General features: G+C 71.3%; 15 protein-coding genes. 6 read left to right on the top strand and 9 right to left on the bottom strand.

Annotated features, from left to right (window positions below):
• Both ACZ3I3_RS17480 and ACZ3I3_RS17475 read right to left on the bottom strand, forming a co-directional pair.
• The coding region (locus tag ACZ3I3_RS17480; RefSeq protein ID WP_467365938.1) for a maltotransferase domain-containing protein at window positions 1-693 on the bottom strand (693 nt) is incomplete at its 3' end.
• 215 nt (window positions 694-908) lie between these two features.
• Window positions 909-2111 (bottom strand): S8 family peptidase, encoded by a 1203-nt coding sequence (locus tag ACZ3I3_RS17475; protein WP_467365936.1) that lies wholly within the window; start codon window positions 2109-2111, stop codon window positions 909-911.
• A 289-nt stretch (window positions 2112-2400) separates the two neighbouring features.
• Between ACZ3I3_RS17475 and ACZ3I3_RS17470 the strand changes: the two genes are divergently transcribed.
• Window positions 2401-5022, top strand: coding sequence for a glycosyltransferase family 1 protein (locus tag ACZ3I3_RS17470; RefSeq protein WP_467365935.1), 2622 nt, complete (start codon window positions 2401-2403; stop codon window positions 5020-5022).
• Between the two features lie 93 nt (window positions 5023-5115).
• Here ACZ3I3_RS17470 and ACZ3I3_RS17465 read toward each other — a convergent pair whose 3' ends face one another.
• The 5 genes from ACZ3I3_RS17465 to ACZ3I3_RS17445 all read right to left on the bottom strand — a co-directional run bounded on the left by ACZ3I3_RS17465 (window position 5116) and on the right by ACZ3I3_RS17445 (window position 13613).
• Window positions 5116-5649, bottom strand: coding sequence for a DUF1990 family protein (locus ACZ3I3_RS17465; protein ID WP_467365933.1), 534 nt, complete (start codon window positions 5647-5649; stop codon window positions 5116-5118).
• A gap of 62 nt (window positions 5650-5711) precedes the next feature.
• A complete protein-coding gene (locus ACZ3I3_RS17460; RefSeq protein WP_467365931.1) occupies window positions 5712-7358 on the bottom strand; it encodes a M4 family metallopeptidase in 1647 nt (548 codons plus the stop codon).
• Between the two features lie 208 nt (window positions 7359-7566).
• Window positions 7567-9627: a M4 family metallopeptidase gene (locus ACZ3I3_RS17455; protein WP_467365929.1), complete on the bottom strand. Its 2061-nt coding sequence runs from the start codon at window positions 9625-9627 to the stop codon at window positions 7567-7569.
• A gap of 195 nt (window positions 9628-9822) precedes the next feature.
• Window positions 9823-11775, bottom strand: coding sequence for an ABC transporter ATP-binding protein (locus ACZ3I3_RS17450; protein WP_467365927.1), 1953 nt, complete (start codon window positions 11773-11775; stop codon window positions 9823-9825).
• Window positions 11772-13613 (bottom strand): ABC transporter ATP-binding protein, encoded by a 1842-nt coding sequence (locus ACZ3I3_RS17445; protein ID WP_467365925.1) that lies wholly within the window; start codon window positions 13611-13613, stop codon window positions 11772-11774. The genes ACZ3I3_RS17450 and ACZ3I3_RS17445 overlap by 4 nt, the downstream gene beginning before the upstream one ends.
• A gap of 366 nt (window positions 13614-13979) precedes the next feature.
• Between ACZ3I3_RS17445 and ACZ3I3_RS17440 the strand changes: the two genes are divergently transcribed.
• Both ACZ3I3_RS17440 and ACZ3I3_RS17435 read left to right on the top strand, forming a co-directional pair.
• Window positions 13980-15230, top strand: a complete 1251-nt coding sequence (locus ACZ3I3_RS17440) for a sensor histidine kinase (RefSeq protein ID WP_467365923.1) — start codon at window positions 13980-13982, stop codon at window positions 15228-15230.
• Window positions 15223-15942: a response regulator gene (locus tag ACZ3I3_RS17435; protein ID WP_467365921.1), complete on the top strand. Its 720-nt coding sequence runs from the start codon at window positions 15223-15225 to the stop codon at window positions 15940-15942. Before ACZ3I3_RS17440 ends, ACZ3I3_RS17435 begins: the two co-directional genes overlap by 8 nt.
• Window positions 15943-15961: 19 nt before the next feature.
• Here ACZ3I3_RS17435 and ACZ3I3_RS17430 read toward each other — a convergent pair whose 3' ends face one another.
• Window positions 15962-17416 (bottom strand): MFS transporter, encoded by a 1455-nt coding sequence (locus ACZ3I3_RS17430; RefSeq protein WP_467365919.1) that lies wholly within the window; start codon window positions 17414-17416, stop codon window positions 15962-15964.
• A 246-nt stretch (window positions 17417-17662) separates the two neighbouring features.
• Between ACZ3I3_RS17430 and ACZ3I3_RS17425 the strand changes: the two genes are divergently transcribed.
• Window positions 17663-18313, top strand: a complete 651-nt coding sequence (locus ACZ3I3_RS17425) for a TetR/AcrR family transcriptional regulator (RefSeq protein WP_467365917.1) — start codon at window positions 17663-17665, stop codon at window positions 18311-18313.
• A gap of 17 nt (window positions 18314-18330) precedes the next feature.
• Here ACZ3I3_RS17425 and glgX read toward each other — a convergent pair whose 3' ends face one another.
• Window positions 18331-20598, bottom strand: coding sequence for a glycogen debranching protein GlgX (glgX, locus tag ACZ3I3_RS17420; protein WP_467365915.1), 2268 nt, complete (start codon window positions 20596-20598; stop codon window positions 18331-18333).
• 186 nt (window positions 20599-20784) lie between these two features.
• Here glgX and ACZ3I3_RS17415 point away from each other — a divergent pair, with 186 nt between their 5' ends.
• On the top strand, window positions 20785-22029 hold the full coding sequence (locus tag ACZ3I3_RS17415) for a L,D-transpeptidase (protein WP_467365913.1): 1245 nt from the start codon (window positions 20785-20787) through the stop codon (window positions 22027-22029).
• A gap of 160 nt (window positions 22030-22189) precedes the next feature.
• Window positions 22190-23422, top strand: coding sequence for a L,D-transpeptidase (locus ACZ3I3_RS17410; RefSeq protein WP_467365911.1), 1233 nt, complete (start codon window positions 22190-22192; stop codon window positions 23420-23422).
• Window positions 23423-23489 lie beyond the last annotated feature (67 nt).

Below are 23489 nucleotides of genomic sequence, written 5' to 3'. Positions count from 1 at the left end.
CAGCGGCTCGGAGGTGGTGACCAGGTCCCGCAGCGGATGCCGGGCCAGGACCTCGTCCACCTCCGGCGTCAACGCCGCCGCCAACCGCGCCGCCGCCGGGCGGTTCTCGTCCCGCAGGGCTGCGACGGCCGCGAGGATCACGTCCCGGCGGCCCTCCTCCTCGGGCACCCCGGCGGCCGCCCTCTCGTACAGGCGCGCGCCCTCCTCCAGCACGACGTCCGTGTCCATGCCCGCCGGGATCTTGATCTGCGCGTGATGGCGCCAGGTGCTGACCGGGTCGCCCCACGCCTCCACCGTGAACGACCACAGGCCGGGCTCCCCGGCGGTGACCTCGGCGCCCCACCGGTCCGTCCCCGGAGCCAGCTCACGCATCGGCGTCCACGGACCGGGGCGGCCCTCGGGATCCTTCAGGACGGCATTGGCGGCGACCGCGTCGTGCCCCTCCCGGAACACGGTCGCCGAGATCTCGAACGTCTCGCCGGTCACGGCCTTGGCCGGCCGGCGTCCGCGCTGGACGACCGGGCGGACATCGAGAACGGGTATGCGCCCGACGGCGGTCGCCTCGCCCGCGGGGGGTGGTTGCGGAATCTGCGGACCGGCGTCGGCCGGGCGCGCGGAACGGGACTCGCCGCTGGGCGCGCGCGCCCCGGTGCGACGGGTGGGGGGTGGTGACGAATGGTGCTTGGCGGGCATGACCGCTCCTGTCCGCGTCAACGTGGGTGGGCGGATGTCTGTGGGGAGGTGGGTCCTGCATGGTGCTCCTGAGAGGGGTACCCGCAGGAGCCTTCCCACCCTATTCGGGTGGGCAATCCGGCACTTTGTTAACTACTCACGCGTATGTCGACACACAAGACCGGCCTCGTCCGCGAAGGACGAGGCCGGCCCCTGCGCGAGGCTGCTCCTTCGCCCTAGCCGTGCGGCACCCGCAGTAACTTGTCCGGTGAGCCGGGACCCCGGCCGGAGATCTTCCCGGTCGCCGCTCCCGTGGTCAGAGCCCTCGTGACCTGGGCCGGAGCAGCTTTCGGATGATCGGCCAGATACAGCGCGGCCGCGCCCGCGGCGTGCGGTGCCGCCATCGAAGTACCCGAGAAGGTGACCCGTGCGGTGTCGCTCGCGGCTGACGCCGAGATGATGCCCACGCCCGGGGCGAACAGATCGAGGGCCGGACCGTGGTTGGAGAAGGCCGGTTTTGCATCCCTCCGGTCGGTCGCGCCGACCGTGAGCGCCTGCTCGACGCTCGCCGGGGAGTACAGGCCGGCCGGCCTGCCGTCGTTGCCCGCGGCGACCGTGTAGGTGACGCCGGAGGCGATGGAGGCGCGGACGGCGGCGTCCAGCCGCTCGTTGCGCGGGCCGCCCAGGCTGAGGTTGGCGACGGCGGGTTTCTTCGCGTGCCGGGTCACCCAGTCGATCCCGGCGATCACCCGGGCCGTGGTGCCCGCCCCCGCCGCGTCGAGGACGCGCACGGAGACGACACGGGCCTGCTTGGCGACACCGTGGGTCCTTCCGGCGACCGTGCCGGCGATGTGTGTGCCGTGGCCGTTGGCGTCCGACGCGACCTTGTCGTTCCCGACGAAGTCCCAGCCGTGGCTCGCCCGGCCGCCGAAGTCCCGGTGCGTGGTCCGGACGCCGGTGTCGATCACGTACACGCTCACCCCGGAGCCCGCCGAATCGGGAGAGGTGTAGCTCCGGTCCAGCGGCAGGCCCGTCTGGTCGACCCGGTCCAGGCCCCACGAGGGCGGCTCGGCCTGGGTGCGCTCCAGCCGTACGCGGGTGTCCTGGACGACCGAGGCGACCCGGGGATCGGCGGCGAGCCGCCCGGCCCGTCTCTCGTCGGTCCTGATCGCGTAGCCGTTCAGAACGGCGCCGTAGGTGTGGCTGATGTGCACCCCGTACTTCTCGGCGAGGGCCTTTCCGGCCGCCGATGGCGCCCGGGTGCCCTCCTTCAGTGTCACCAGGTAACTTCCGTCCACAGAGCCGGGTTGTCCGGCGCCGAGTATCCGCCCCTCCGGTACGGCGTGCGCGGGCAGGGTGGTGGCCGAAAAAGCCGCGGCACAGATCGCCGCCGCCAGGCCCCCCGTCCAGCGCAGACGCCGTGCGCGCGTCCGTGCCATGGTCCGAGTTCCCCTCCTCGACTCGGCGTACGGCTGCCGTGCGGCGCCGCGTACGGCAGGCACGGGCCCGGTACGCCAGGGGCAGCCTCTCGTGACAGGTGAAGCGCCACAAGGACGCCTATGGGGCGGAATCGGCCATATCCCTGGATGGGCCGGTTCCGGCCGATCGGGCGTCGGGAGGCGGAGCTTCAGCGGCTGCGGCACCGACGCCGGTACTGTCGTAGGTGACGTCGATGAAGCCCTGTGTCAGAACCCTGCGTCATCCTGCGAACGCGCCGAGGTGGAACCCGTGAAGGCGATCCGTCGATTCACCGTCCGACCCGTTCTCCCCGAACCCCTCCGGCCGCTCAGTGATCTGGCCCGCAACCTGCGCTGGTCGTGGCATGCGGAGACCCGTGACCTGTTCCAGTCCGTCGATCCGGAGCGCTGGGCCGCCTCGGGTGGCGACCCGGTCCGGCTGCTGGGCAGCGTGCCGCCCGCGCGGCTCGCGGACCTGGCCTCAGACCGCCGCTTCCTGCGCCGCCTCGCCGCGGTCGCGGGCGATCTGAACGACTACATGACCGGCGAGCGCTGGTACCAGGCCCAGCCCGACGAACTCCCCGCCGCGATCGCCTACTTCTCGCCCGAGTTCGGCATCACGGCCGCCCTGCCGCAGTACTCCGGTGGCCTCGGCATCCTGGCCGGCGACCATCTGAAGGCCGCCAGCGACCTCGGTGTCCCGCTGATCGGCGTCGGCCTGCTCTACCGGCACGGCTACTTCCGCCAGACCCTGTCCCGGGACGGCTGGCAGCAGGAGCACTACCCCGTCCTCGACCCCAACGAGTTGCCCGTGGTCCTCCTGGAGGAGCCCGACGGCACCCCCGCCCAGGTCGCCCTCGCCCTGCCCGGCGGCAGGCAGCTGCACGCCCGGATCTGGCTGGCGCAGGTCGGCCGGGTCCCGCTGCTGATGCTGGACTCGGACGTCGAGGAGAACGACCTCGGCGAGCGCGGCGTCACCGACCGGCTCTACGGCGGCGGCAGTGAGCACCGGCTGCTCCAGGAGATGCTGCTCGGCATAGGAGGGGTCCGGGCGGTGCGCACGTACTGCCGGCTGACCGGGCACCCCGCTCCGGAGGTGTTCCACACGAACGAGGGACACGCCGGGTTCCTCGGTCTGGAACGGATCGCCGAGCTCTGCTCGCAGGGCCTGGACTTCGACTCGGCGCTGGAGGCGGTCCGCGCCGGGACCGTCTTCACCACCCACACTCCCGTCCCGGCCGGCATCGACCGCTTCGACCGCGAGCTGGTCGCCCGCCACTTCGGCCCCGACGCCGAGCTGCCCCGCATCGACGTCGAGCGCGTCCTCAAGCTGGGCATGGAGACCTACCCCGGCGGCGAACCCAACCTGTTCAACATGGCCGTGATGGGCCTGCGCCTGGCCCAGCGCGCCAACGGCGTGTCCCTGCTGCACGGCAACGTCAGCCGCGAGATGTTCTCCGGCCTGTGGCCCGGCTTCGACGCCGACGAGGTGCCGATCACCTCCGTGACCAACGGGGTGCACGCCCCGACCTGGGTCGCCCCCGAGGTGTTCCGGCTCGGCGCCCGGCAGATCGGCGTCCACCGCGCCGAGGACGCCCTGACCGTCGGCGGCTCGGACCGGTGGGACGCGGTGGCGGACATCCCCGACCAGGAGATCTGGGAACTGCGTCGGGGCCTGCGCGAGCAGCTCGTGACGGAGGTGCGGGAGCGGCTGCGGGCCTCCTGGCGGCAGCGCGGCGCCGGCACGGCCGAGCTGGGCTGGATCGACGGCGTGCTCGACCCGGACGTCCTCACCATCGGCTTCGCGCGGCGCGTCCCGTCGTACAAGCGCCTGACGCTGATGCTGCGCGACCGCGACCGGCTGATGGACCTGCTGCTCCATCCCGAGCGGCCGGTCCAGATCGTCGTGGCGGGCAAGGCGCACCCCGCGGACGACGGCGGGAAGCGGCTGGTGCAGGAGCTGGTGCGGTTCGCGGACGATCCGCGGGTGCGGCACCGGATCGTGTTCCTGCCGGACTACGGCATGGGGATGGCGCAGAAGCTGTACCCGGGGTGCGACATCTGGCTGAACAACCCGCTCAGGCCGCTGGAGGCCTGCGGCACGTCCGGGATGAAGGCGGCTCTCAACGGCTGTCTGAATCTGTCCGTCCTGGACGGCTGGTGGGACGAGTGGTTCCAGCCGGACTTCGGCTGGGCCATTCCCACGGCCGACGGTGTGGGGACCGACCCGGACCACCGCGACGACATAGAGGCCGCGGCGCTGTACGACCTGCTGGAGCAGCGGGTGACGCCGCGCTTCTACGAGCGCGGCGGGCAGAGCGGGCTGCCCGACCGCTGGATCGAGATGGTCCGCCAGACCCTGAGCCTGCTCGGGCCGAAGGTGCTGGCCGGGCGCATGGTCCGGGAGTACGTGGAGCGGCTCTACGCCCCCGCTGCGCTCTCCCACCGGTCCATGGGCCCGGACGTGGCGCGCGATCTCGCGGAGTGGAAGACCAGGGTGCGGGCGGCGTGGCCGGGGATCACCGTCGACCATGTGGAGACGTCGGCGTCGGCGGCGCTGGCGGAGCTGGGTACGACGCTGGGGCTGCGGGTGAGGGTCGGTCTCGGGGATCTCGGGCCCGATGACGTCGAGGTTCAGGCGGTTTCCGGGCGGGTGGACGAGGAGGACCACATCGCTGACGCGGCGGTCGTTCCGTTGAAGCCGGTGGGGTCTCCCGACCAGGACGGGCGCTGGGTTTATGAGGGGCCCTTGTCTCTGGATCGCACCGGGCCTTTTGGGTATACGGTGCGGATCCTTCCCGCGCATCGGCTGTTGGCTTCGAGTGCGGAGTTGGGGCTGGTGGCCGGGCCCTCGGAGGAGTTGGTGGAGGCTGCCGGGTTGTTGATGCGTTGAGGGTTGTCTGCGGGCGCGTGGGGGCTTGTCGCGCCCACGCGGCGGAGCCGCAAATCGATACAGCCCCGCGCCCCTACGGACGCTGCCCCTCGGTCAGTCCAAGAGTCCCTGGTTGGCCAAATCCCGCAGGACCGTGCCGCACCTGCGGGCGTACGCGTGCTGGAACCCCCTGGTCGCCGGGCCGCCGGCCCTTGCGTACCACTTGGCGCCGCGGCTGAAGGCGTTCACGGTCAGCCAGACCGTGCCGTCGCCTGTGCGGTCCACGACGAAGGACTCCTCGCCGCACTCGGGATGGCCGGGCAACGTGCCGTAGGCCCAGCCCGCGCGGCGGGGTTCCTCGATCGTCCACACGATGCGGCAGGGGGCCTTGATCATGCCGGCGAGGGTGACGGTGACGTCGACGCCGGGGGCGGCCCGGTCCGCGCCCGCGTCGATGCCGACGCCCAGGGCCCGGTGCATCTCCCAGGTGAGGACCGCCTCCGAGGCCCGGCGGAAGACCTCCTCGCCCTCGCCGAGGCGCGTGCGCACGTTCATGGGATGGAAGCCCGGCGGGCAGAAGCCCTGGTCGCGGGTGGCGCCGACATCGGCGTAGGTGAAGTCCTTCGGATCCGCATAAGACACGGTCACCAAGAGTAGGGCGGTACCCGGGTCTGCCTTCGGCCCGGGTACCGCCCTCGGTCGTACCTCGATCAGCCCACGTTGACGGCGGACCAGGCGGACGCGACCGCCTTGTACTCGGCGCTGCTCGCGCCGTAGAGCGCCGAGGCCGCGTTCAGGGTCGCCGTGCGGGCGCCCGCGTACTTGGTCGTCGACGTCATGTACGTCGTCAGCGCCTTGTACCAGATCTGCAGCGCCTTGGTGCGGCCGATGCCGGTGACCGTGGAGCCGTTGGACGTCGGCGAGTTGTAGGTCACGCCGTTGATGGTCTTCGAGCCGCTGCCCTCGGACAGCAGGTAGAAGAAGTGGTTGGCGGGGCCGGAGGAGTAGTGGACGTCCAGACTGCCCAGACCGGCCGACCAGGCGTCGGCCGAGTCGCCGTCCTTGCTGGGCTTGTCCATGTACCGCAGCGGGGAGCCGTCGCCGCGGATGTCGATCTCCTCGCCGATGAGGTAGTCGCCGACGTCGGAGGCGTTGCCCGCGAAGAACTCCGCGCCCGCGCCGAAGATGTCGCTGGTCGCCTCGTTCAGGCCGCCGGACTCGCCGCTGTAGTTGAGGCGTGCCGTGGCCGAGGTCAGGCCGTGGCTCATCTCGTGGGCGGCCACGTCGAGCGAGGTCAGCGGGTGGGTGTTGCCCGAGCCGTCGCCGTAGGTCATGCAGAAGCAGCCGTCCGACCAGAAGGCGTTGACGTAGTTGTTGCCGTAGTGGACGCGCGAGTGGGCAGCCTTGCCGTCGTTGCGGATACCGCTGCGGCCGAAGGTGCTCTTGTAGAAGTCCCAGGTCACCTGGGCGCCGTAGTGTGCGTCGGCGGCTGCGGTCTCCAGGTTGGACGGGTTGCCGTTGCCCCAGATGTCGTCGGAGCCGGAGAAGAGGGTGCCGGTGCCGGAGGTGCCGCGGTTGAGGTTGTACGTCTTGTGGCCGCCGCGCGTGCCGTCCGTGAGGTTGTACGAGGACCCGGACTTGGTGGTGCCGAGGGTGACCTTGCCGCTGTAGGTGGTGTTGCCCGTGCCGGTCTCGATGCCCTGGTACTCGTAGAGCTTCTTGCCGGTGGCGGCGTCCGTGATGACGTGCAGCTCGTTCGGGGTGCCGTCCTCCTGGAGGCCGCCGACGACCGTCTCGTAGGCGAGGGTGGGCTTGCCGTCGGCCGCCCAGATCACCTTGCGGGGCGTGGAGTTCGCCTCGGTCTTCTCCGAGCCGGCCGCCTTCGCGAGCGTCACGGCCTGCTTCTCGGCCTTGGCGGCGGTCACGGCGGGCTTGAGCGAGTCGACCGCGAGCTTCGCCTTCGTCGCTCTGGTGACGCCCTTGGTCGCGCCGGACTTCGACGCGTGCACCACGAGGTCGCCGCCGAGGACCGGCAGGCCCGCGTAGGTGCGCTCGTAGCGGGTGTGGACCGTGCCGTCGGCGTCCTTCACGACGTCTCTGACGACCAGCTTCTCCTGTTCGCCGAGGCCTATCTCGTCGGCGGTCTTCGCGGCGTCCGCCTGGTGCTCCTTGATCAGGGCGGTGCGGGCGGGCGCGGAGAGCAGGACGGGGGCGGCCGCGAGAGCCGGCTTGGAGGAGGCGTCGGCGGCGGCGCTGCTGCCGGAGGTCAGACCGGTGGTGAGCAGGGCACCGGCCGCGACTGCGGTGGCGATGGCGAGCGTGGTGCGCTTGTGACGCGCGTAGAGAGAGGTGGACACACAAGCTCCTCGGTGTGGGGGAAGTGCTGTGGTGCTGTGCGGCGGGTGGGGGAAGAGTGGCACTTGAGGCGCGTACATGTCAGGACTGTGCGTGATGTTGGCCGGAAATCGACGACGAGGTGGACGCCTGGACACGTGAAGCGGGCGCCGTCCCGGGGGAGTCGAACCCGCCGGGGCGGCGCCCTGTCCTGGGCGGACCGCGACAGGCCTACGGGAAGGTGAGCTTCCAGCTGTTGATGTAGCCGGTGTCGCGGGCCGCGTTGTCCTGGACCCGCAGCTTCCAGGCGCCGTTGGCGGCCTCGGACGAGGCGTTCACGGTGTAGGTGGTGGCGATGTTGTCCGCGCTGCCGCCGGTGCCGTAGCCCTTCAGCGTGTACGCCGTGCCGTCGGGGGCGACGAGCTCCACTTTGAGGTCACCGATGTAGGTATGGACGATGTCCACGCCGACCTGGAGGTTGGACGGCGCGTTGCCCGTCCGGCCGGAGACGGTGAGGGACGAGGTGACCGCCGCGCCCCGGTCGGGGATCGCCACGTCCGCGGTGTTCTCGAAGGACGTACCGCCGCCTCCGCCGCCGCCGGAGCGGGTGCCGACGTTCACGCCCGCCCACGCGTCTTGGACCGCCTTGTACTCGACGCTGTCGGTGCCGTAGAGCTCACCGGTCGCCGCGAGGGTTCCGGTGCGGGCGCCCGCGTAGTTGGTGGTCGAGGTGAACTTCGTGGTCAGCGCGCGGAACCAGATCTTCTCCGCCTTGTCCCGGCCGATGCCGGTGACCGGGAGGCCGTCCGAGGTGGGCGAGTCGTAGGTGACACCGTTGATGGTCTTGGTGCCGCTGCCCTCGCTCAGCAGGTAGAAGAAGTGGTTCGCGGGGCCCGAGGAGTAGTGCACGTCGATCGAGCCGATGCCCGAGTACCAGGCGTCCTTGGAGTCGCCGTCCTTGCTGGGCTTGTCCATGTAGCGCAGCGGCGTTCCGTCGCCGTTGATGTCGATCTCCTCGCCGATGAGGTAGTCACCGACGTCGGAGGAGTTCTTCGCGTAGAACTCGACGGTCGCGCCGAAGATGTCGCTGGTCGCCTCGTTCAGACCGCCGGACTCTCCGCTGTAGTTGAGGCCCGCGGTGTTGGAGGTGAGCCCGTGGGTCATCTCGTGCGCGGCCACGTCGATCGACGTCAGCGGGTTCGCGTTGCCCGAGCCGTCGCCGTACGTCATGCAGAAGCAGCTGTCCGACCAGAAGGCGTTGACGTAGTTGTTGCCGTAGTGGACGCGGGAGTACGCGGCCACGCCGTCGCCGCGGATGCCGCTGCGGCCGTGCACGTTCTTGTAGTAGTCCCACGTCAGCGCGGCGCCGTAATGGGCGTCGGCGGCGGCCGACTCCAGGTTGGAGGGGCTGCCGTTGCCCCAGACGTCGTCGGGGCCGGAGAAGAGGGTGCCGGTGCCGGAGGTGCCGCGGTTGAGGTTGTACGTCTTGTGGTTGCCGCGGGCGCCGTCGGTGAGGTTGTACGCCGACCCGGACTGGGTGGTGGTGAGGTCGACCGTGCCGGAGTACACCGTGTTGCCGGTGCCGGTCTCGATCGCCTCCCACGCGTACAGCTTCTCGCCGGTGGTGGCGTCGGTGACCACGTGCAGTTCCTGCGGGGTGCCGTCGTGCTGGAAACCGCCGACGACGGTCTCGTAGGCCACGACCGGCTTGCCGTTCCCGGCCCAGATCACCTTGCGGGGCTCGCGGTTGACGCCGGGGCTCTTGGCCTTCTCGGCCTTGCTCGCGGCCAGGGCCTGCTGCCGGGCCCGCGCGGCGGGCACCGCGGCCTGAGTCGTGGCCGGCTTGATCGCGGCGCGGGTGGCCTTCACGACGGAGGCGGTGGCGTCCGCCTTCGTGCTCTGGACGACCAGGTCGCCGCCGAGGACCGGCAGGCCGTCGTAGGTGCGCTCGTAGCGCGTGTGCACGGTGCCGTCGCGGTCCTTGAGGACGTCGCGGACGACCAGCTTCTCCTTGGCGCCGAGGCCCAGGTCCTTCGCGGTCCGCGCCTTGCCGGTGTCGGCCGCGCGGATCAGCGCGGCGCGCTGGGCGGGGGTGAGCCTGACCGATTCCGAGCCGGGGTTCGCCTTGCTCGCGGCCGACGGTGCCTTCTCCGGTGCTGCGGTGGCGGTGCCGCCCTGCACGGCGGCGGCGATCAGTGCGGCGACGCCGGCGAGGGCCACGGCCGCGGTCCGGCGGGGGGTGCGGGGAGTGCGTCTGTGGGAGGTGCTTCTTCGCGAGGAACTGCTTCTCAACACTGGCTCCTTCTGCGGGACCGGGGGTCGCCCGGCCTGGGGAGGTGGAGGTGTTGCTGTGGGGTTGCTGTGGAGCAGTCGTGGGAAGCGTGGCAGGCGAGCGCGCTTTCTGTCAGGGGCGCGTCAAGAGTATGGCCGGAAAAGGTTCGTTGACCGGAAAGTCGTGTTCGCTATGCGGACGGTCTCGTGGCCCTCCTACGCCAGGCTGTCCCGCCAGGCCCGGTGCAGATCCGCGAACCTGCCCGTGCCCGCGATCAGTTCGGCCGGTTCGCCGTCCTCGACGATCCTTCCGTGTTCCATCACCAGGACGCGGTCCGCGATCTCGACGGTCGACAGCCGGTGCGCGATGACCACCGCCGTACGGCCCTTCAGCACCGTCGCCATCGCCCGCTGCACCGCGCGCTCGCCCGGGACGTCCAGCGAGCTGGTCGCCTCGTCGAGGATCAGCACCGCCGGATCGGCCAGCAACGCCCGCGCGAACGCGACCAGTTGCCGCTGACCGGCCGAGATGCGGCCGCCCCGCTTGCGTACGTCGGTGTCGTAGCCGTCGGGCAGGGAGCTGATGAAGTCGTGCGCGCCGATCTCCTTCGCCGCGCGCTCCATCTCCTCGCGGGAGGCGTCCGGCCGGCCGATCGCGATGTTGTCGGCGACCGTGCCGGAGAACAGGAAGGCCTCCTGCGTCACCATGACGACCCCGCGCCGCAGTTCGGGCACGGCGAGGTCGCGCAGGTCGACGCCGTCCAGCAGCACCCGGCCCTCGGACGGGTCGTAGAACCGGGCGAGCAGCTTGGCCAGCGTCGACTTGCCGGCGCCCGTGGAGCCGACGACCGCGACCGTCTGCCCGGCCGGGATCGTCAGGTCGAAGCGGGGCAGCACCTCGCCGCCGGTGCGGTAGCCGAAGCGGACGCCGTCGAAGACCACGCTGCGGCCGGGGTGTTCGCTCTCGAGCGGCGGGAGCTGCCGGGGGGTGGCCGGCTCGGGGACCGACGGGGTCTGGGCGAGCAGCCCGGCGATCTTCTCCAGCGAGGCCGCCGCCGACTGGTACGAGTTGAGGAACATACCGAGCCGGTCGATGGGGTCGTACAGGCGCCGCAGGTACAGCACGGCCGCCGCCAGCACACCGAGGGCCAGCGTGCCGTCCGCGACCCGGTAGGCGCCCCACAGCACGATCGAGGCGACCGCCGTGTTGGCGACCAGCCGCGAACCGGTGACGTACCGGGCCATCTCCAGTGTCGCGTCGCCGTTGGTCCGCTCGTGCCGCTGGTTGAGCGCGCCGAAGTCCGCGTCGTTGACGGTCTCGCGGCGGAAGGCGCGCACCGGGCGGATGCCGTTCATGGTCTCGACGAACTTGACGATGACGGCGGCGATCGCCGTCGACCGTGCCCGGTACACCCGGCCGGCCCGCCGCTGATACCACCGCACGAGCGCGTAGAGGGGCACCAGGGACGCCACCGCGACACCGCCGAGGCCCAGGTCGAGCCAGAGGAGCATGGCCGAGATGTAGACGAAGGACAGGATGACCGTCACGAGCTCCTGGAGACCCTCGTCGAGCAGCTCGCGCAGCGACTCCACGTCCGTGGTGGAGCGGGAGATGAGCCGGCCCGAGGTGTAGCGCTCGTGGAAGTCGACACTCAGCGCCTGCGCGTGGCGGAAGATCCGGCCGCGCAGGTCCAGCAGCACGTCCTGGCTGACGCGGGCCGCGGCGGCGACGAACGCGAACTGGAGCCCGCCCGCGGCCAGCGCGCACGCCAGATAGCCGACGGCCACCGCGATCAGCGGCCCGTTGTCCTGCGCCCGGAACGCCGGCACGGCACGGTCGATGGCGTACGCCACCAGCAGCGGGCCCGCCTGCACGACCGCCTGCTGGAGCAGCAGCAGGAGCGTCGTGACCGTGACGCGGGCCTTCATGGGCGCGAGGAGGGAGCGCAGCAGGGCGGCGGTGGCGCCCGGGGGCGTGGGCAGGGCGTCCCGGTCGAAGGGGTCGCCGGTGGCCGGGGTCCGGGTGTCGGCTTTCCCGCCGGCGGCTTTCCCGTCGGCGGGTTTCGCGTCGCCGGGCCTCTTGGTGTCGGGCTTCTCGTCGCCGGGTGTCCGGCCGGGTTTCCCGCCGTCGGGTGTCCCGCCGGCCGGTGCGGTGGTGGCCGCCGTCATCGTGCGCCCTCCTGTTCGGCCGGCAGTTCCCCGGACGGTTCGCCTGACTGTTCCCCGGACGGTTCGCCCGACGGTTCGCCGGACATCAAGTGCGCGTACTCGGCGTTCGTACACAGCAGTTCGTGGTGGGTGCCGACCGCGGTGATCCGGCCGCCGGACAGCAGGGCGACCCGGTCGGCGAGCAGCACGGTGGACGGGCGGTGCGCCACGATCAGGGCGGTGGTGTCCGCGAGGACCCGCCGCAGGGCGGCCTCCACGGCGGCCTCCGTGTGCACGTCCAGGGCCGACAGCGGGTCGTCCAGGACGAGGAACTCCGGCTGTCCGACGACGGCCCTGGCCAGTGCCAGACGCTGCCGCTGCCCGCCGGAGAGGCTGTGGCCCTGCTCGCCGACCCGGGTGTCCGTGCCCTGCGGCAGCGCGTACACGAAATCGGCCTGGGCGACGGCCAGGGCGCGCTCCAGCTCGGCCGGACCGGCCGTGTCGTCGGCGCCCATGAGAACGTTGTCGGCGACCGCGGCCGAGAAGAGCGTGGGCTCCTCGAAGGCGACCGCGACCCTGGCACGCAGCTCCTGCCGGGACAGGGTCCTGATGTCGACGCCGTCGAGGGTGATACGGCCCGAAGTCACCTCGTAGAAGCGGGGGATGAGCGCGGTGAGGGTCGTCTTGCCGCTGCCCGTCGTGCCGACCAGGGCCATGGACTCGCCGGGGCGGACGTGGAGGTCGATCCCGTCCAGGACGGGAGGGGAGTGGGGCGGGGCGTCGGGGTAGCGGAAGGTGACGTCGTGGAACTGGAGACCGGGCCGGGCAACGGGCACCGGCGCCGCGTCACCGGCACTCCCCGGCTCCTCCACCCCCTCGTCCATCACCTCGAAATACCGCTCCGTCGCCGTCGCCGCCTCCTGGCTCATCGCCAGCAGGAAGCCGATCGACTCCACCGGCCACCGCAGCGCCAGCGCCGTGGACAGGAACGCCACCAGCGTCCCCGCCGACAGCCCCCCGTCGGCCACCTGCACCACCCCGACCACCAGCGCCGCCCCGATCGCGACCTCCGGCAGCGTCACGATGACGCCCCAGATCGTCGCCAGCAGCCGCGCCTTGCGCAGCTCCGTGCCGCGCAGCGTCCCCGACAGCTCCCGGAACGCCCGGGCCTGGCTGCGGTGCCGTCCGAAGCCCTTGATGATGCGGACGCCGAGCACGCTCTCCTCGACGACCGTCGTCAGGTCGCCGACCTGGTCCTGGGCGAGCCGGGCCACCTTGGCGTACCGCTTCTCGAAGATCACGCACATGACCATGACGGGCACGGCGGGCCCGAGGATCACCAGCCCCAGCGTCCAGTCCTGGAGCAGCATGATGACCACGCCGACGAGGATCGTCACGCTGTTGACCAGCAGGAACGTCAGCGGGAAGGCGAGGAACATGCGCAGCAGCATCAGGTCCGTCGTCCCCCGGGACAGCAACTGCCCCGAGGCCCACCGGTCGTGGAAGGCCACCGGCAGCCGCTGGAGGTGCCGGTACAGGGCCGCCCGCATGGACGCCTCGACGTGGGCGAGCGGCCGGGCCACCAGCCACCGCCGCAGCCCGAACAACAGGGCCTCGGCGAAGCCGAGCAGCAGCAGATACAGCGCGCCGAGCCACACCCCGCCCGGGTCCCGGCCGGCGATCGGCCCGTCCACCATCCACTTCAGGACGAGCGGGATCACCAGGCCCGCGCAGGAGGCCAGTATCGCGACGAACGCGGCGGTGAACAGCCGCATCCGCACGGGCCGCACATACGGCCACAGGCGCAGCAGCGTACGCACGGTGGAACGGTTCCGGGCGGGGGCGGGTGTGGTGGCCATCAGCAGCGAGCCTACGGAACGCCACTGACACTGCCCACCGAGTTTCCGCCGTACCGAACTCGGGTGCCGGTCCTGCGACCTGGGGGTACCTCCCTGCTCGAGCGAAGCCGAGAGCTTGGGGGAGCGTTCGAGAGGTCGCACGACGGCATCAGCCGATCGGATGATGTCCGTTCGAGCGCGACGGCCGATGCGCGGACCCGGCCGCCCCCGGGACCCTCGACGCATGCCCGTCATCGAACTCACCGACCCGCGCAAGGCCTCTTCGGATCCGCCCTCGCCCTGCCGCCGACCGTGCCGGACACCCTCGCCCGGTCCGTCGGTCTGTTTCCGCCGGGAGCAGGCGAAGCAGCAGTGCACACTGGGCAGATGACCACGGCGGACGAGCGGATCGAGCACCGTCAGAACCAGTTCCACACCTGGGGCGCCTACGGACTGCTCGCCGTCTCCACCCTGCTCTCGCTCGCCGCGAGCGAGCTGATGACCAGCCCCGCCGAGTGGTACGCGGGCGGGGCGCTGGTCCTCGCGGCGGTGCTGCTCCAGCTGTGGCACGGCCCCCGCCGCGGCCGCCGGACCCCGTCCCGCCGCGGCACCGCCTACTACATCCTGCGCTGGGCGATCTCCTTCGCCCTCACGTGGCTGACCCCGTTCTTCGGGTTCTACGCGTCCACCGGCTACTTCGACAGCGACGAACTGATCCGCGGGAAACGCCGGCAGTGGCTCGGTCTCCTCGCCACCGTCGTCGTGGTGGCGAGCTCGCAGTCCGGCGGGATGCCGATCCGCAGCCCCACCCAGTGGCTGCTGTTCGGCGTGCTGCTGGTCGCGAACTCCGGCCTGGTGATAGTGGTCGGCCACATCACCCAGCAGGAGGAGCAGCGCTCCCGTGACCGGGCCGTCGTCATCACCGAACTCGAACGCGCCAACGCCGCCCTGCAGCAGGCCCATGACGAGAACGCCGCCCTCCATGCCCAACTCCTCGTCCAGGCAAGGGAAGCGGGCGTCGCCGACGAACGCCGGCGGCTGGCCGCCGAGATCCACGACACCATCGCCCAGCGGCTGACCGGCATCATCGCCCAGCTCCAGGTCGTCGCGAACGCCCCCGACCTGGCGGTGGCCCGCACGCACCTGGAACGCGCCTCCGACCTGGCCCGGCACAGCCTCGGCGAGGCCCGCCGCTCCGTGCACAACCTCGCCCCCGTCGCGCTGACCGACACCGGACTGCCGGAAGCCCTGAAGAAGACGGTCGCCGAGTGGGGCGAACGGACGGGGGTGCGCGCCGAGTTCACGGTCACCGGCACCACCGAGCAACTCCACGAGGAGGTCGCGGCCACCCTTCTGCGGATCGTCCAGGAGGCCCTCTCCAACGCCGCCCGGCACGCGTCCGCCGCCCGTGTCGGCGTCACCCTGTCCTTCCTCGGCGACGAGGTGATCCTCGACGTCCGCGACGACGGCCACGGCTTCGACCCCCTCACCGTCCCCGCCCGCACCGGCTCCGGCGGCTTCGGCCTCGGCGGCATGCGCGCCCGCGCCGAACGCATCGCCGGCTCTCTCACCGTCGAGTCCGAGCCGGGCCACGGTACGGCGGTCTCCGCTCGCGTACCGTTGGTCCGCCATGACTGAACACGCCGCTGCGGGTGACGCCGCGACCTGTGACGCCGCTACGGGTGACGCCGCGACCGGTGTCGCCGCTACGGGTGACGCCGCGATCACCCTGCTCATCGTCGACGACCACCCCGTCGTACGGGACGGCCTGCGCGGCATGTTCGAGTCCGCGCCGGGCTTCAGGGTCCTCGGGGAGGCGTCGAACGGCGTCGAGGCGCTCTCGCTCGCCGCCGGCCTCGATCCGGACGTGATCCTGATGGACCTGCGCATGCCGGGCGGCGGGGGCGTGGACGCCATCCGCGCACTGACCCGCACCGGCGCCCGTGCCAAGGTCCTCGTCCTCACCACCTACGACACCGACTCCGACACCCTCCCCGCGATCGAGGCGGGCGCCACCGGCTACCTGCTGAAGGACGCCCCCCGCGAGGAACTGTTCACCGCCGTACGGGCGGCGGCACAGGGCCGTACGGTCCTCTCCCCGGCCGTGGCCTCGCGCCTGGTCTCCGCCGTCCGCACTCCGAGGGCACCCGGCAACGAGCCGCTCTCCGCACGCGAACGCGAGGTGCTGGCCCTGGTCGCCAAGGGCACGTCCAACCGCGAGATCGCCCGTGAACTGTTCATCAGCGAGGCGACCGTGAAGACCCACCTCACGCACCTGTACGCCAAGCTCGGCGTCAAGGACCGCGCGGCGGCGGTGGCGGTGGCCTACGACCGGGGGATCCTCGGCTAGCCCGGGGAACGGAAGGGGCTCACACGTCCCGAGCTGCGGAGGACTGGTCCAGATCACGGTCACGGACCATGGTGAAGATGGCGATCGCCCCGGCGAGGGCCACACAGGCCAGCACCACGTGGACGACGCCCCAGCCGTGCTGGAGACCCTGGACCGCCCGGTCCACCAGGTCCTGACCGCCGCTCGCGCGTACGGAACCCAGCCGGCCCTGGACGACGTCGTCGGCCATCGCGCCGTCGTCCGCGGACAGTTGCCGACGGGTCGAGGTGAGCAGCAGCCCGCCCACACACGCCACGCCGATCGTCTCCCCGGCGACCCGGAGGGTGTTGAACATGCCCGACGCCATACCGCTGCGCTCGGCCGGCACCACACTGACCGCCGCGTTGTCCATGACGCCGAAGGCCAGACCGATGCCGACACCGGCCAGCAGCAGCGCCGCGTACAGCCCCGTACGGGAGGACACCGGGTCGGTGAACGTCATCAGCAACAGCGCGACGGCCAGCACCGCCGGTCCGAGGGCCAGCAGCATCCGCACGGACAGCAACCGCACCAGTGTGCCGGTGAACAGCGGCAGGACGAAGACCGGCAGCGTCAGCGGCAGCAGCATCGCTCCGGACATCGTCGAGCCCGCTCCGCCCGCGCCCTGGAAGTAGGGCGGCAGGTAGACGAGCAGGGCCGCGAACGCGAAGACGATGCTCACCGGCTGCCAGATGATGGCGACGAACGTGGGGCGCCGCAGCAGGCTCAGGTCGAACATCGGCTCGGCGACGTGCAGTTCGACCACGACGAACAGAGCGAGGAACAGCGCCGCACCCGTGAAGGAGCCGAGCGTGACGATGCCGCCCCACCCTCGTGAGGGCCCCTCGACGAAGCCGAGGGCGAGCAGCATGAGGGCCAGGGTGAAGGTCAGCACGCCGGGCAGGTCGATGCGCCGCGCCCCCGGGTTCTTCGACTCGGGCAGCGTGCGCGCCAGGACGAGCACGACCGCACCGAGCAGGACGTTGACCAGGAACACCGCGTGCCAGGACGCGACGCCCACCAGCAGACCGGACACGAACGGGCCCATCGCCAGGCCGAACCCGATCGAGGCGCCGAAGATGCCGAAGGCCCTCGCACGGGCGGCCCCGCTGAACGTGTGGGCCAGCAGCGCGGAACCACTGGTCAGCACCGCGGCCGCGCCCATGCCCTGGACGAAGCGCGCCAGGTCCACGAGCAGGATCGTGGGCGCGGTACCGGCGACGAGCGAGGCCAGTGCGAAGACGGCCGTGCCGCTCCGGAACAGGCGGCGGCGCCCGAAGAGGTCGGCCGCGGAACCGGCCGAGAGCATGAAGGCGGTGAACGCCACGTTGTAGGCGTTCAGCACCCACTGGGTGGAAGCGGCCGAGGCGTTCAGCGCGCCCGACATGTCGGCGAGGGCGACTCCCGGCCCCGTGACGGAGATGGGCAGCATCACGGCGGCCAGGGCGATGGCCACCAGCACACGCGTAGGACCGGGGGCGGTCTCCGCAGGGACGGTCCTGGGTGGTGAGAGCTCGGAATCAACGGGCGACTGGGGCATCGGAACGTGTCAGTCCTGTTCTCGGGTCGGGTGCGTGGGCATGGCTCGGGCAGAGGCGACCTGTGTAGCGGTCTATCAATGGACTGTAGTCCATGTTTTTACGGTGGTATATTTTTCATGCCGGGGGAGCCCGCACAGTGACGTGAGAAGGCGAGGAAGCACATGGCCTCGGAACCCGCCCGGCCCCTCGGGCGCAGAGAGCGCAGCAAGCAGCGGGTGCGGGACCGCATCTACACCTCTGCCCTGACCCTCTTCGCCGAGCAGGGTTACGACCGCACGACGATCGACCAGATCGCCGAGCACGCCGACGTGGCCCGGGGCACCTTCTTCAACTACTTCCAGCGCAAGGAAGACCTGGTCACCGCCTGGGCCGAGGCCCGCAAGCGGCGCCTGGAGCTGTGCATGGAAGAGTCGATGAAGTCACAGGACGACGATGTGACGGTGCACCTGGAGCGGTGCATGGCGGCACTGGCGGAGTTCAACGAGTCCGAGCGGGAGATCACCGCCGTCATGCTCCAGGCCTGGGTGAAGGCCGGCCGGCCGCTCCTCGAAGAGCCCTACGCGGGCCAGGTCTTCGCCGACATCGTCGAAGCCGGGCGCCGGCGCGGGGAAGTCACCTCCGACATCGATCCGATGCGGGTCGGCAACATGCTCCGTGATTCCTACCTGGGCCTGCTCTACCGCTGGTCGCAGAACCCGGACGGGCCGCTCCACAACGAACTGCGCGAGGTTCTCAGGATCGTCCTCACGGGCGTCCTGCCCGACTCCCGGCACGGGCGCGGCACTCCGGCGTCGTCGACTCCGGCCGCCTAGCCGCCCGGCCGGCCGCCTCAGCCCGCCACCCGCAGCAGCAGCACCGCCCGCGCCGGCACCGTGATCTCCGTGCCCGCCGGGTGCTCCACCCCCGGCGCCTCCTCCTGCTCCTCCAGACTCGTGTCGACCACGACCTCGTACCGCTCCGCCCAGGGCGGCCCCGGCAGCACGAAGGTCACCGGCTCCTCGCCCGCGTGCAGGACGGCGAGGAAGCTGTCGTCGAGGATCTGGTCGCCGTGCTCGTCCCGGCCCGGGATGTCCCGGCCGGACAGATACATGCCCAGCGTGGCGGCGGGCGCGTACCAGTCCTGCTCCGTCATCTCGGTGCCCCGGGACGTGAACCAGGCCAGGTCGCGCAGGCCGTCCGCGGTCTGCGCCCGGCCCGAGAAGAACGCCCGGCGCCGGAGCACCGGGTGCCGGTGGCGCAGCTCGATCAGCCGGGCGGTCAGCGCGGACAGCGCCTTCCAGCCCGGGTCCCGCAGCAGGCCCCAGTCCACCCAGCTGGTCTCGTTGTCCTGGCAGTACGCGTTGTTGTTGCCGCCCTGCGTGCGGCCCAGCTCGTCGCCCGCGACCAGCATCGGCACACCGGTCGACAGCAGCAGCGTGGTCAGCAGGTTCCTCAGCTGCCGCCGCCTGAGCGCGGTGACGCCCTCGTCGTCCGTCTCGCCCTCGGTGCCGCAGTTCCAGGCCCGGTTGTCGTCCGTGCCGTCCCGGTTGCCCTCGCCGTTGGCCTCGTTGTGCTTGCGCTCGTAACTCACGAGGTCGCGCAGGGTGAAACCGTCGTGCGCGGTGATGAAGTTGACGGACGCGTACGGCCTGCGCCCGCCCCAGGCGTACAGGTCGCTGGAGCCCGACAAGCGGTAGCCCATCTCCCGCACGTCCGGCAGCGCGTGCCGCCAGAAGTCCCGTACGGCGTTGCGGTACCGGTCGTTCCACTCCGTCCACAGCGGCGGGAACGCCCCCACCTGGTAGCCGCCCGACCCCACGTCCCACGGCTCGGCGATCAGCTTCACCCGGCGCAGCACCGGGTCCTGGGCGATGACCGCCAGGAACGGGGAGAGCATGTCGACGTCGTGCATGGAGCGGGCCAGCGCCGCCGCCAGGTCGAAGCGGAAGCCGTCCACGCCCATCTCCGTCACCCAGTACCGCAGGGAGTCGGTGATGAGCCGCAGCACATGCGGCTGGACCACGTGCAGGGTGTTGCCGCAGCCGGTGTAGTCGGCGTAGCGGCGGGGGTCGTCCTGGAGGCGGTAGTAGCCGCGGTTGTCGATGCCCTTCAGCGACAGCGTCGGCCCCAGCTCGCCCGCCTCCGCCGTGTGGTTGTAGACCACGTCGAGGATGACCTCGATCCCGGCCGCGTGCAGGGCGCGCACCATGCGCTTGAACTCGCCGACCTGCTGACCGGTCGTCCCGGAGGCCGCGTAGGCCGCGTGCGGGGCGAAGTAGCCGATGGAGTTGTAGCCCCAGTAGTTGCGCAGGCCTCTGCGCAACAGGTGGTCCTCGTGCGCGAACTGGTGCACCGGCAGCAGCTCCACCGCCGTCACGCCCAGTTTCACCAGGTGCTCTATCGCCGCCGGGTGCGCGAGGCCGGCGTAGGTGCCGCGCAGCTCCTCGGGGATGTCCGGGTGCAGCCGGGTGAAGCCCTTGACGTGCAGCTCGTAGATGACCGAGTCCGCCCAGGGCGTCTTCGGGCGGCGGTCGTCCGCCCAGTCGTCGTCATCGTGGACGACGACGCCCTTGGGGACGTACGGCGCCGAGTCCCGGTCGTCGCGCACGGTGTCGGCGACATGCTGCTGCGGCCAGTCGCGCACGTGCCCGTACACCTCCGGCGGCAGGCTGCTGTAGTCATGTCCCTCGGCCCCGTCCACGGCACGGGCGTACGGGTCGAGGAGCAGTTTCGCCGGGTTCCAGCGGGCGCCGGTCCAGGGGTCCCAGCGGCCGTGCACCCGGTAGCCGTAGCGCTGCCCGGGCAGCACGCCCGGCACGAAGCCGTGCCAGATCTCGTGGGTCAGCTCGGCGAGCCGGACCCGTGACTCCTTGCCCCGCTCGTCGAAGAGGCACAGCTCGACCCCTTCGGCCCCGCCCGCCCACAGGGCGAAGTTGGTCCCCGCGACCCCGTCCGGGCCGACCCGGAACCGGGCGCCCAGCGGCGTCGGCGCGCCCGGCCGGGCGGGCACCGCGGGCGGTGGCGCGGCCCGCCGCGCGCCGTTCACGGCGGCGGCCTGGCGCCCGTTCCCGGTGGCCTGATGACCGGCCACCGCCTCCTGCTCGGCTGCGCTGGACACCTGTCAGCCTCCCGCGGCTCGTGGGACGACGGGGGACAGAGGGGTGCGGCTCTGCTGCGGCCCGGGTCGCGGCTCCCCTGCGCGTCGTCCTCCCCACTGTTCTGCCCAGAGCATGGGTCGCACTCACGTTTCCCCGGGGGCGGGCATGGTCGTTTCCCGGGGACGCGGCCGGTCGTTGGGCACCTCGTGAGGCACGTACAAGGGCGCGCGCGGCGCGCGAGGGCCGCGCTGGCCGCCGTAGTGACATGGGCAGGGCTCCTGACCGGGGCCACCGGCTGTACCTCGGACGACGCGGGCGGGATCGCCGGGGCGTTCGGCGCGCCCCCGGCGCCCGAGGACGTCATCCGGGTCTCGCCCGACGACGGCAGCAGGGGCGTGCGCCCCGGGAAGAAGCTGCGGGTGCGTGTGCCCGACGGCAGGCTGGAGTCGGTGAAGGTCGTCCGGTCGCAGGACGCGCAGGAGTCCCCGGTGCCCGGGCACCTCTCCGCCGACGGACTGTCCTGGGAGCCCGACGACGAGCGGCTCGCGCTGGCCGCCGAGTACACGGTCGACGCGGTGGCCGTGGGCGGCGACGGACGCCGCTCGGCCCGGCACACCACGTTCACGACGTACGTCCCGGAGGAACGCTTCATCGGCTACGTCAGCCCGGAGAACCGGGCCACGGTCGGCACCGGCATGATCGTCTCGCTGGAGTTCAACCGGAAGATCGCCAACCGGGCCGCCGTCGAACGCGCGGTGAAGGTCACCGCCCGCCCGGCCGTCGACATCCGCCCGCACTGGTTCGGCCGGACCCGCCTCGACTTCCGCCCCGAGCACTACTGGAAACCCGGCACCCAGGTCACCGTCGCCCTGCGCCTGCGGGACGTCGAGGGAGCGCCCGGGGTCTACGGCCTCCAGCACAAGACGTTCTCCTTCACCGTCGGACGCAGCCAGGTCTCCGTGGTCGACGCCGCCCGGCACACCATGGAGGTCCGGCGCGACGGCGAGCCCCTCGCCACCGTGCCCATCACGGCGGGCGCGCCGAAGAACACCACGTACAACGGCAAGATGGTGGTGACCGAGATGCTCGACGTCACCCGGATGAACGGCGCCACGGTCGGCTTCAAGAAGCGCAACGGCAAGGGCGAGTACGACATCCCGGACGTCCCGCACGCCATGCGCCTGACCGACTCCGGCACCTTCCTGCACGGCAACTACTGGGCCCACCACACCGTCTTCGGCCGCACCAACGTCAGCCACGGCTGCATCGGGCTGCGCGATGTGAAGGGCGGCGGCTCGGACACCCCGGCCGGCTGGTTCTTCGACCGCAGCCTCATCGGGGACGTCGTCGAGGTGGTCCACAGCAACGACAAAAAGGTCGCTCCCGACAACGGGCTCGGAGGCTGGAACATGGGCTGGAAGGCATGGAAGGCGGGCAGTGCGGTGAAGTAACCCGAGAGGGGGGCGGGCTGCTTCAACTTTCCGTGGAAGTTGGGACTGAACGGTGACAATCGCAGGTCGTCGGGGTGCGGCGCCTTGTGGTTAATATTCGCCGGTGCGCGGGGGACGCGCAGGGGTGCGGGCCTGACCAGGCCCTGGGAGGGGAGAACAAGTGAACGGGCGACCGATATCGGGGGCGTCGGCCCGCGGCAGGCAGGGACTGCTCGCACTGATAGTGGGAGTGCTGCTGCTCGCCGTCACGGCGTGCGGTGGCGGGGGGACCGGCTCCGGTTCCGGCGGGGGCGCCGGCAAGGGCGAGGACGCGAACGCCGCGCAGAGCAAGCAGTCCGAGGCCGTCGTCGGCATCACGCCCAAGGACGGCGCCAAGTCCGTCGACACCAGCGGGGCGCTGAAGGTGACCGCCGCGAAGGGCAAGCTGACCGAGGTCGAGGTAAAGGACGCCAAGGGCAAGAAGGTCGACGGCGAGATATCCGGGGACGGCGCCACCTGGACGCCGTCCACCCACCTGGCCGCCGCCACCAAGTACACGGTCCACGCGGTCGCCAAGGACTCCGAGGGCCGCACGGCCGCGGAGGACGCGGACTTCACGACCCTGACGCCGAAGAACACCTTCATCGGCACCTTCACCCCCGAGGACGGCTCCAAGGTCGGCGTGGGCATGCCGTTCTCCATCCGCTTCAGCCGGGGCATCACCAACCCCGACGACGTCGAGAAGGCCATCCGCATCAAGACGGAACCGGCCGTGGACGTCGAGGGCCACTGGTTCGGCAACGACCGTCTCGACTTCCGCCCCGAGAAGTACTGGAAGCCCGGCACCAAGGTGACCGTCGACCTCGGCCTCGACGGCGTCGAGGGCCGCCCCGGCGTCTACGGCGAGCAGGACAAGAAGGTCGAGTTCACCATCGGCCGCAACCAGGTCTCGGTCGTCGACGCCAAGAAGCTCACGATGAAGGTCATGCGCGACGGCAAGGTCTTCAAGACCATCCCGGTCACCACCGGCAAGCCCGGCATGGAGACCTGGAACGGCCAGATGGTCATCAGCGAGATGCTCACGGTGACCCGGATGAACGGCGAGACCGTCGGCTACGGCGGCGAGTACGACATCAAGGACGTCCCGCACGCCGTGCGCCTCACCACCTCCGGCACCTTCCTGCACGGCAACTACTGGGCGGGCGGCGCCTTCGGCAACCACAACGCCAGCCACGGCTGCATCGGCCTGCGCGACGTGCGCGGCGGCTGGGACAAGAAGACCCCGGCCGCGTGGTTCTTCAACCACTCGATGGTCGGCGACGTGGTGGTCGTCAAGAACTCCGAGGACCGCATCGTCGACCCGGACAACGGGCTCAACGGCTGGAACATGTCGTGGGAGAAGTGGAAGAAGTAATTCTCCGCCACTGACAAGAGGGCCCCGGTGTGACGGACCGCACCGGGGCCTTCGCCGTTAGTGGGCG

The organism is Streptomyces sp. NPDC016851 (assembly GCF_055562795.1).
Note: the sequence above shows the minus strand (reverse complement) of the source record. Positions and strands in the feature narration are given on the sequence as shown.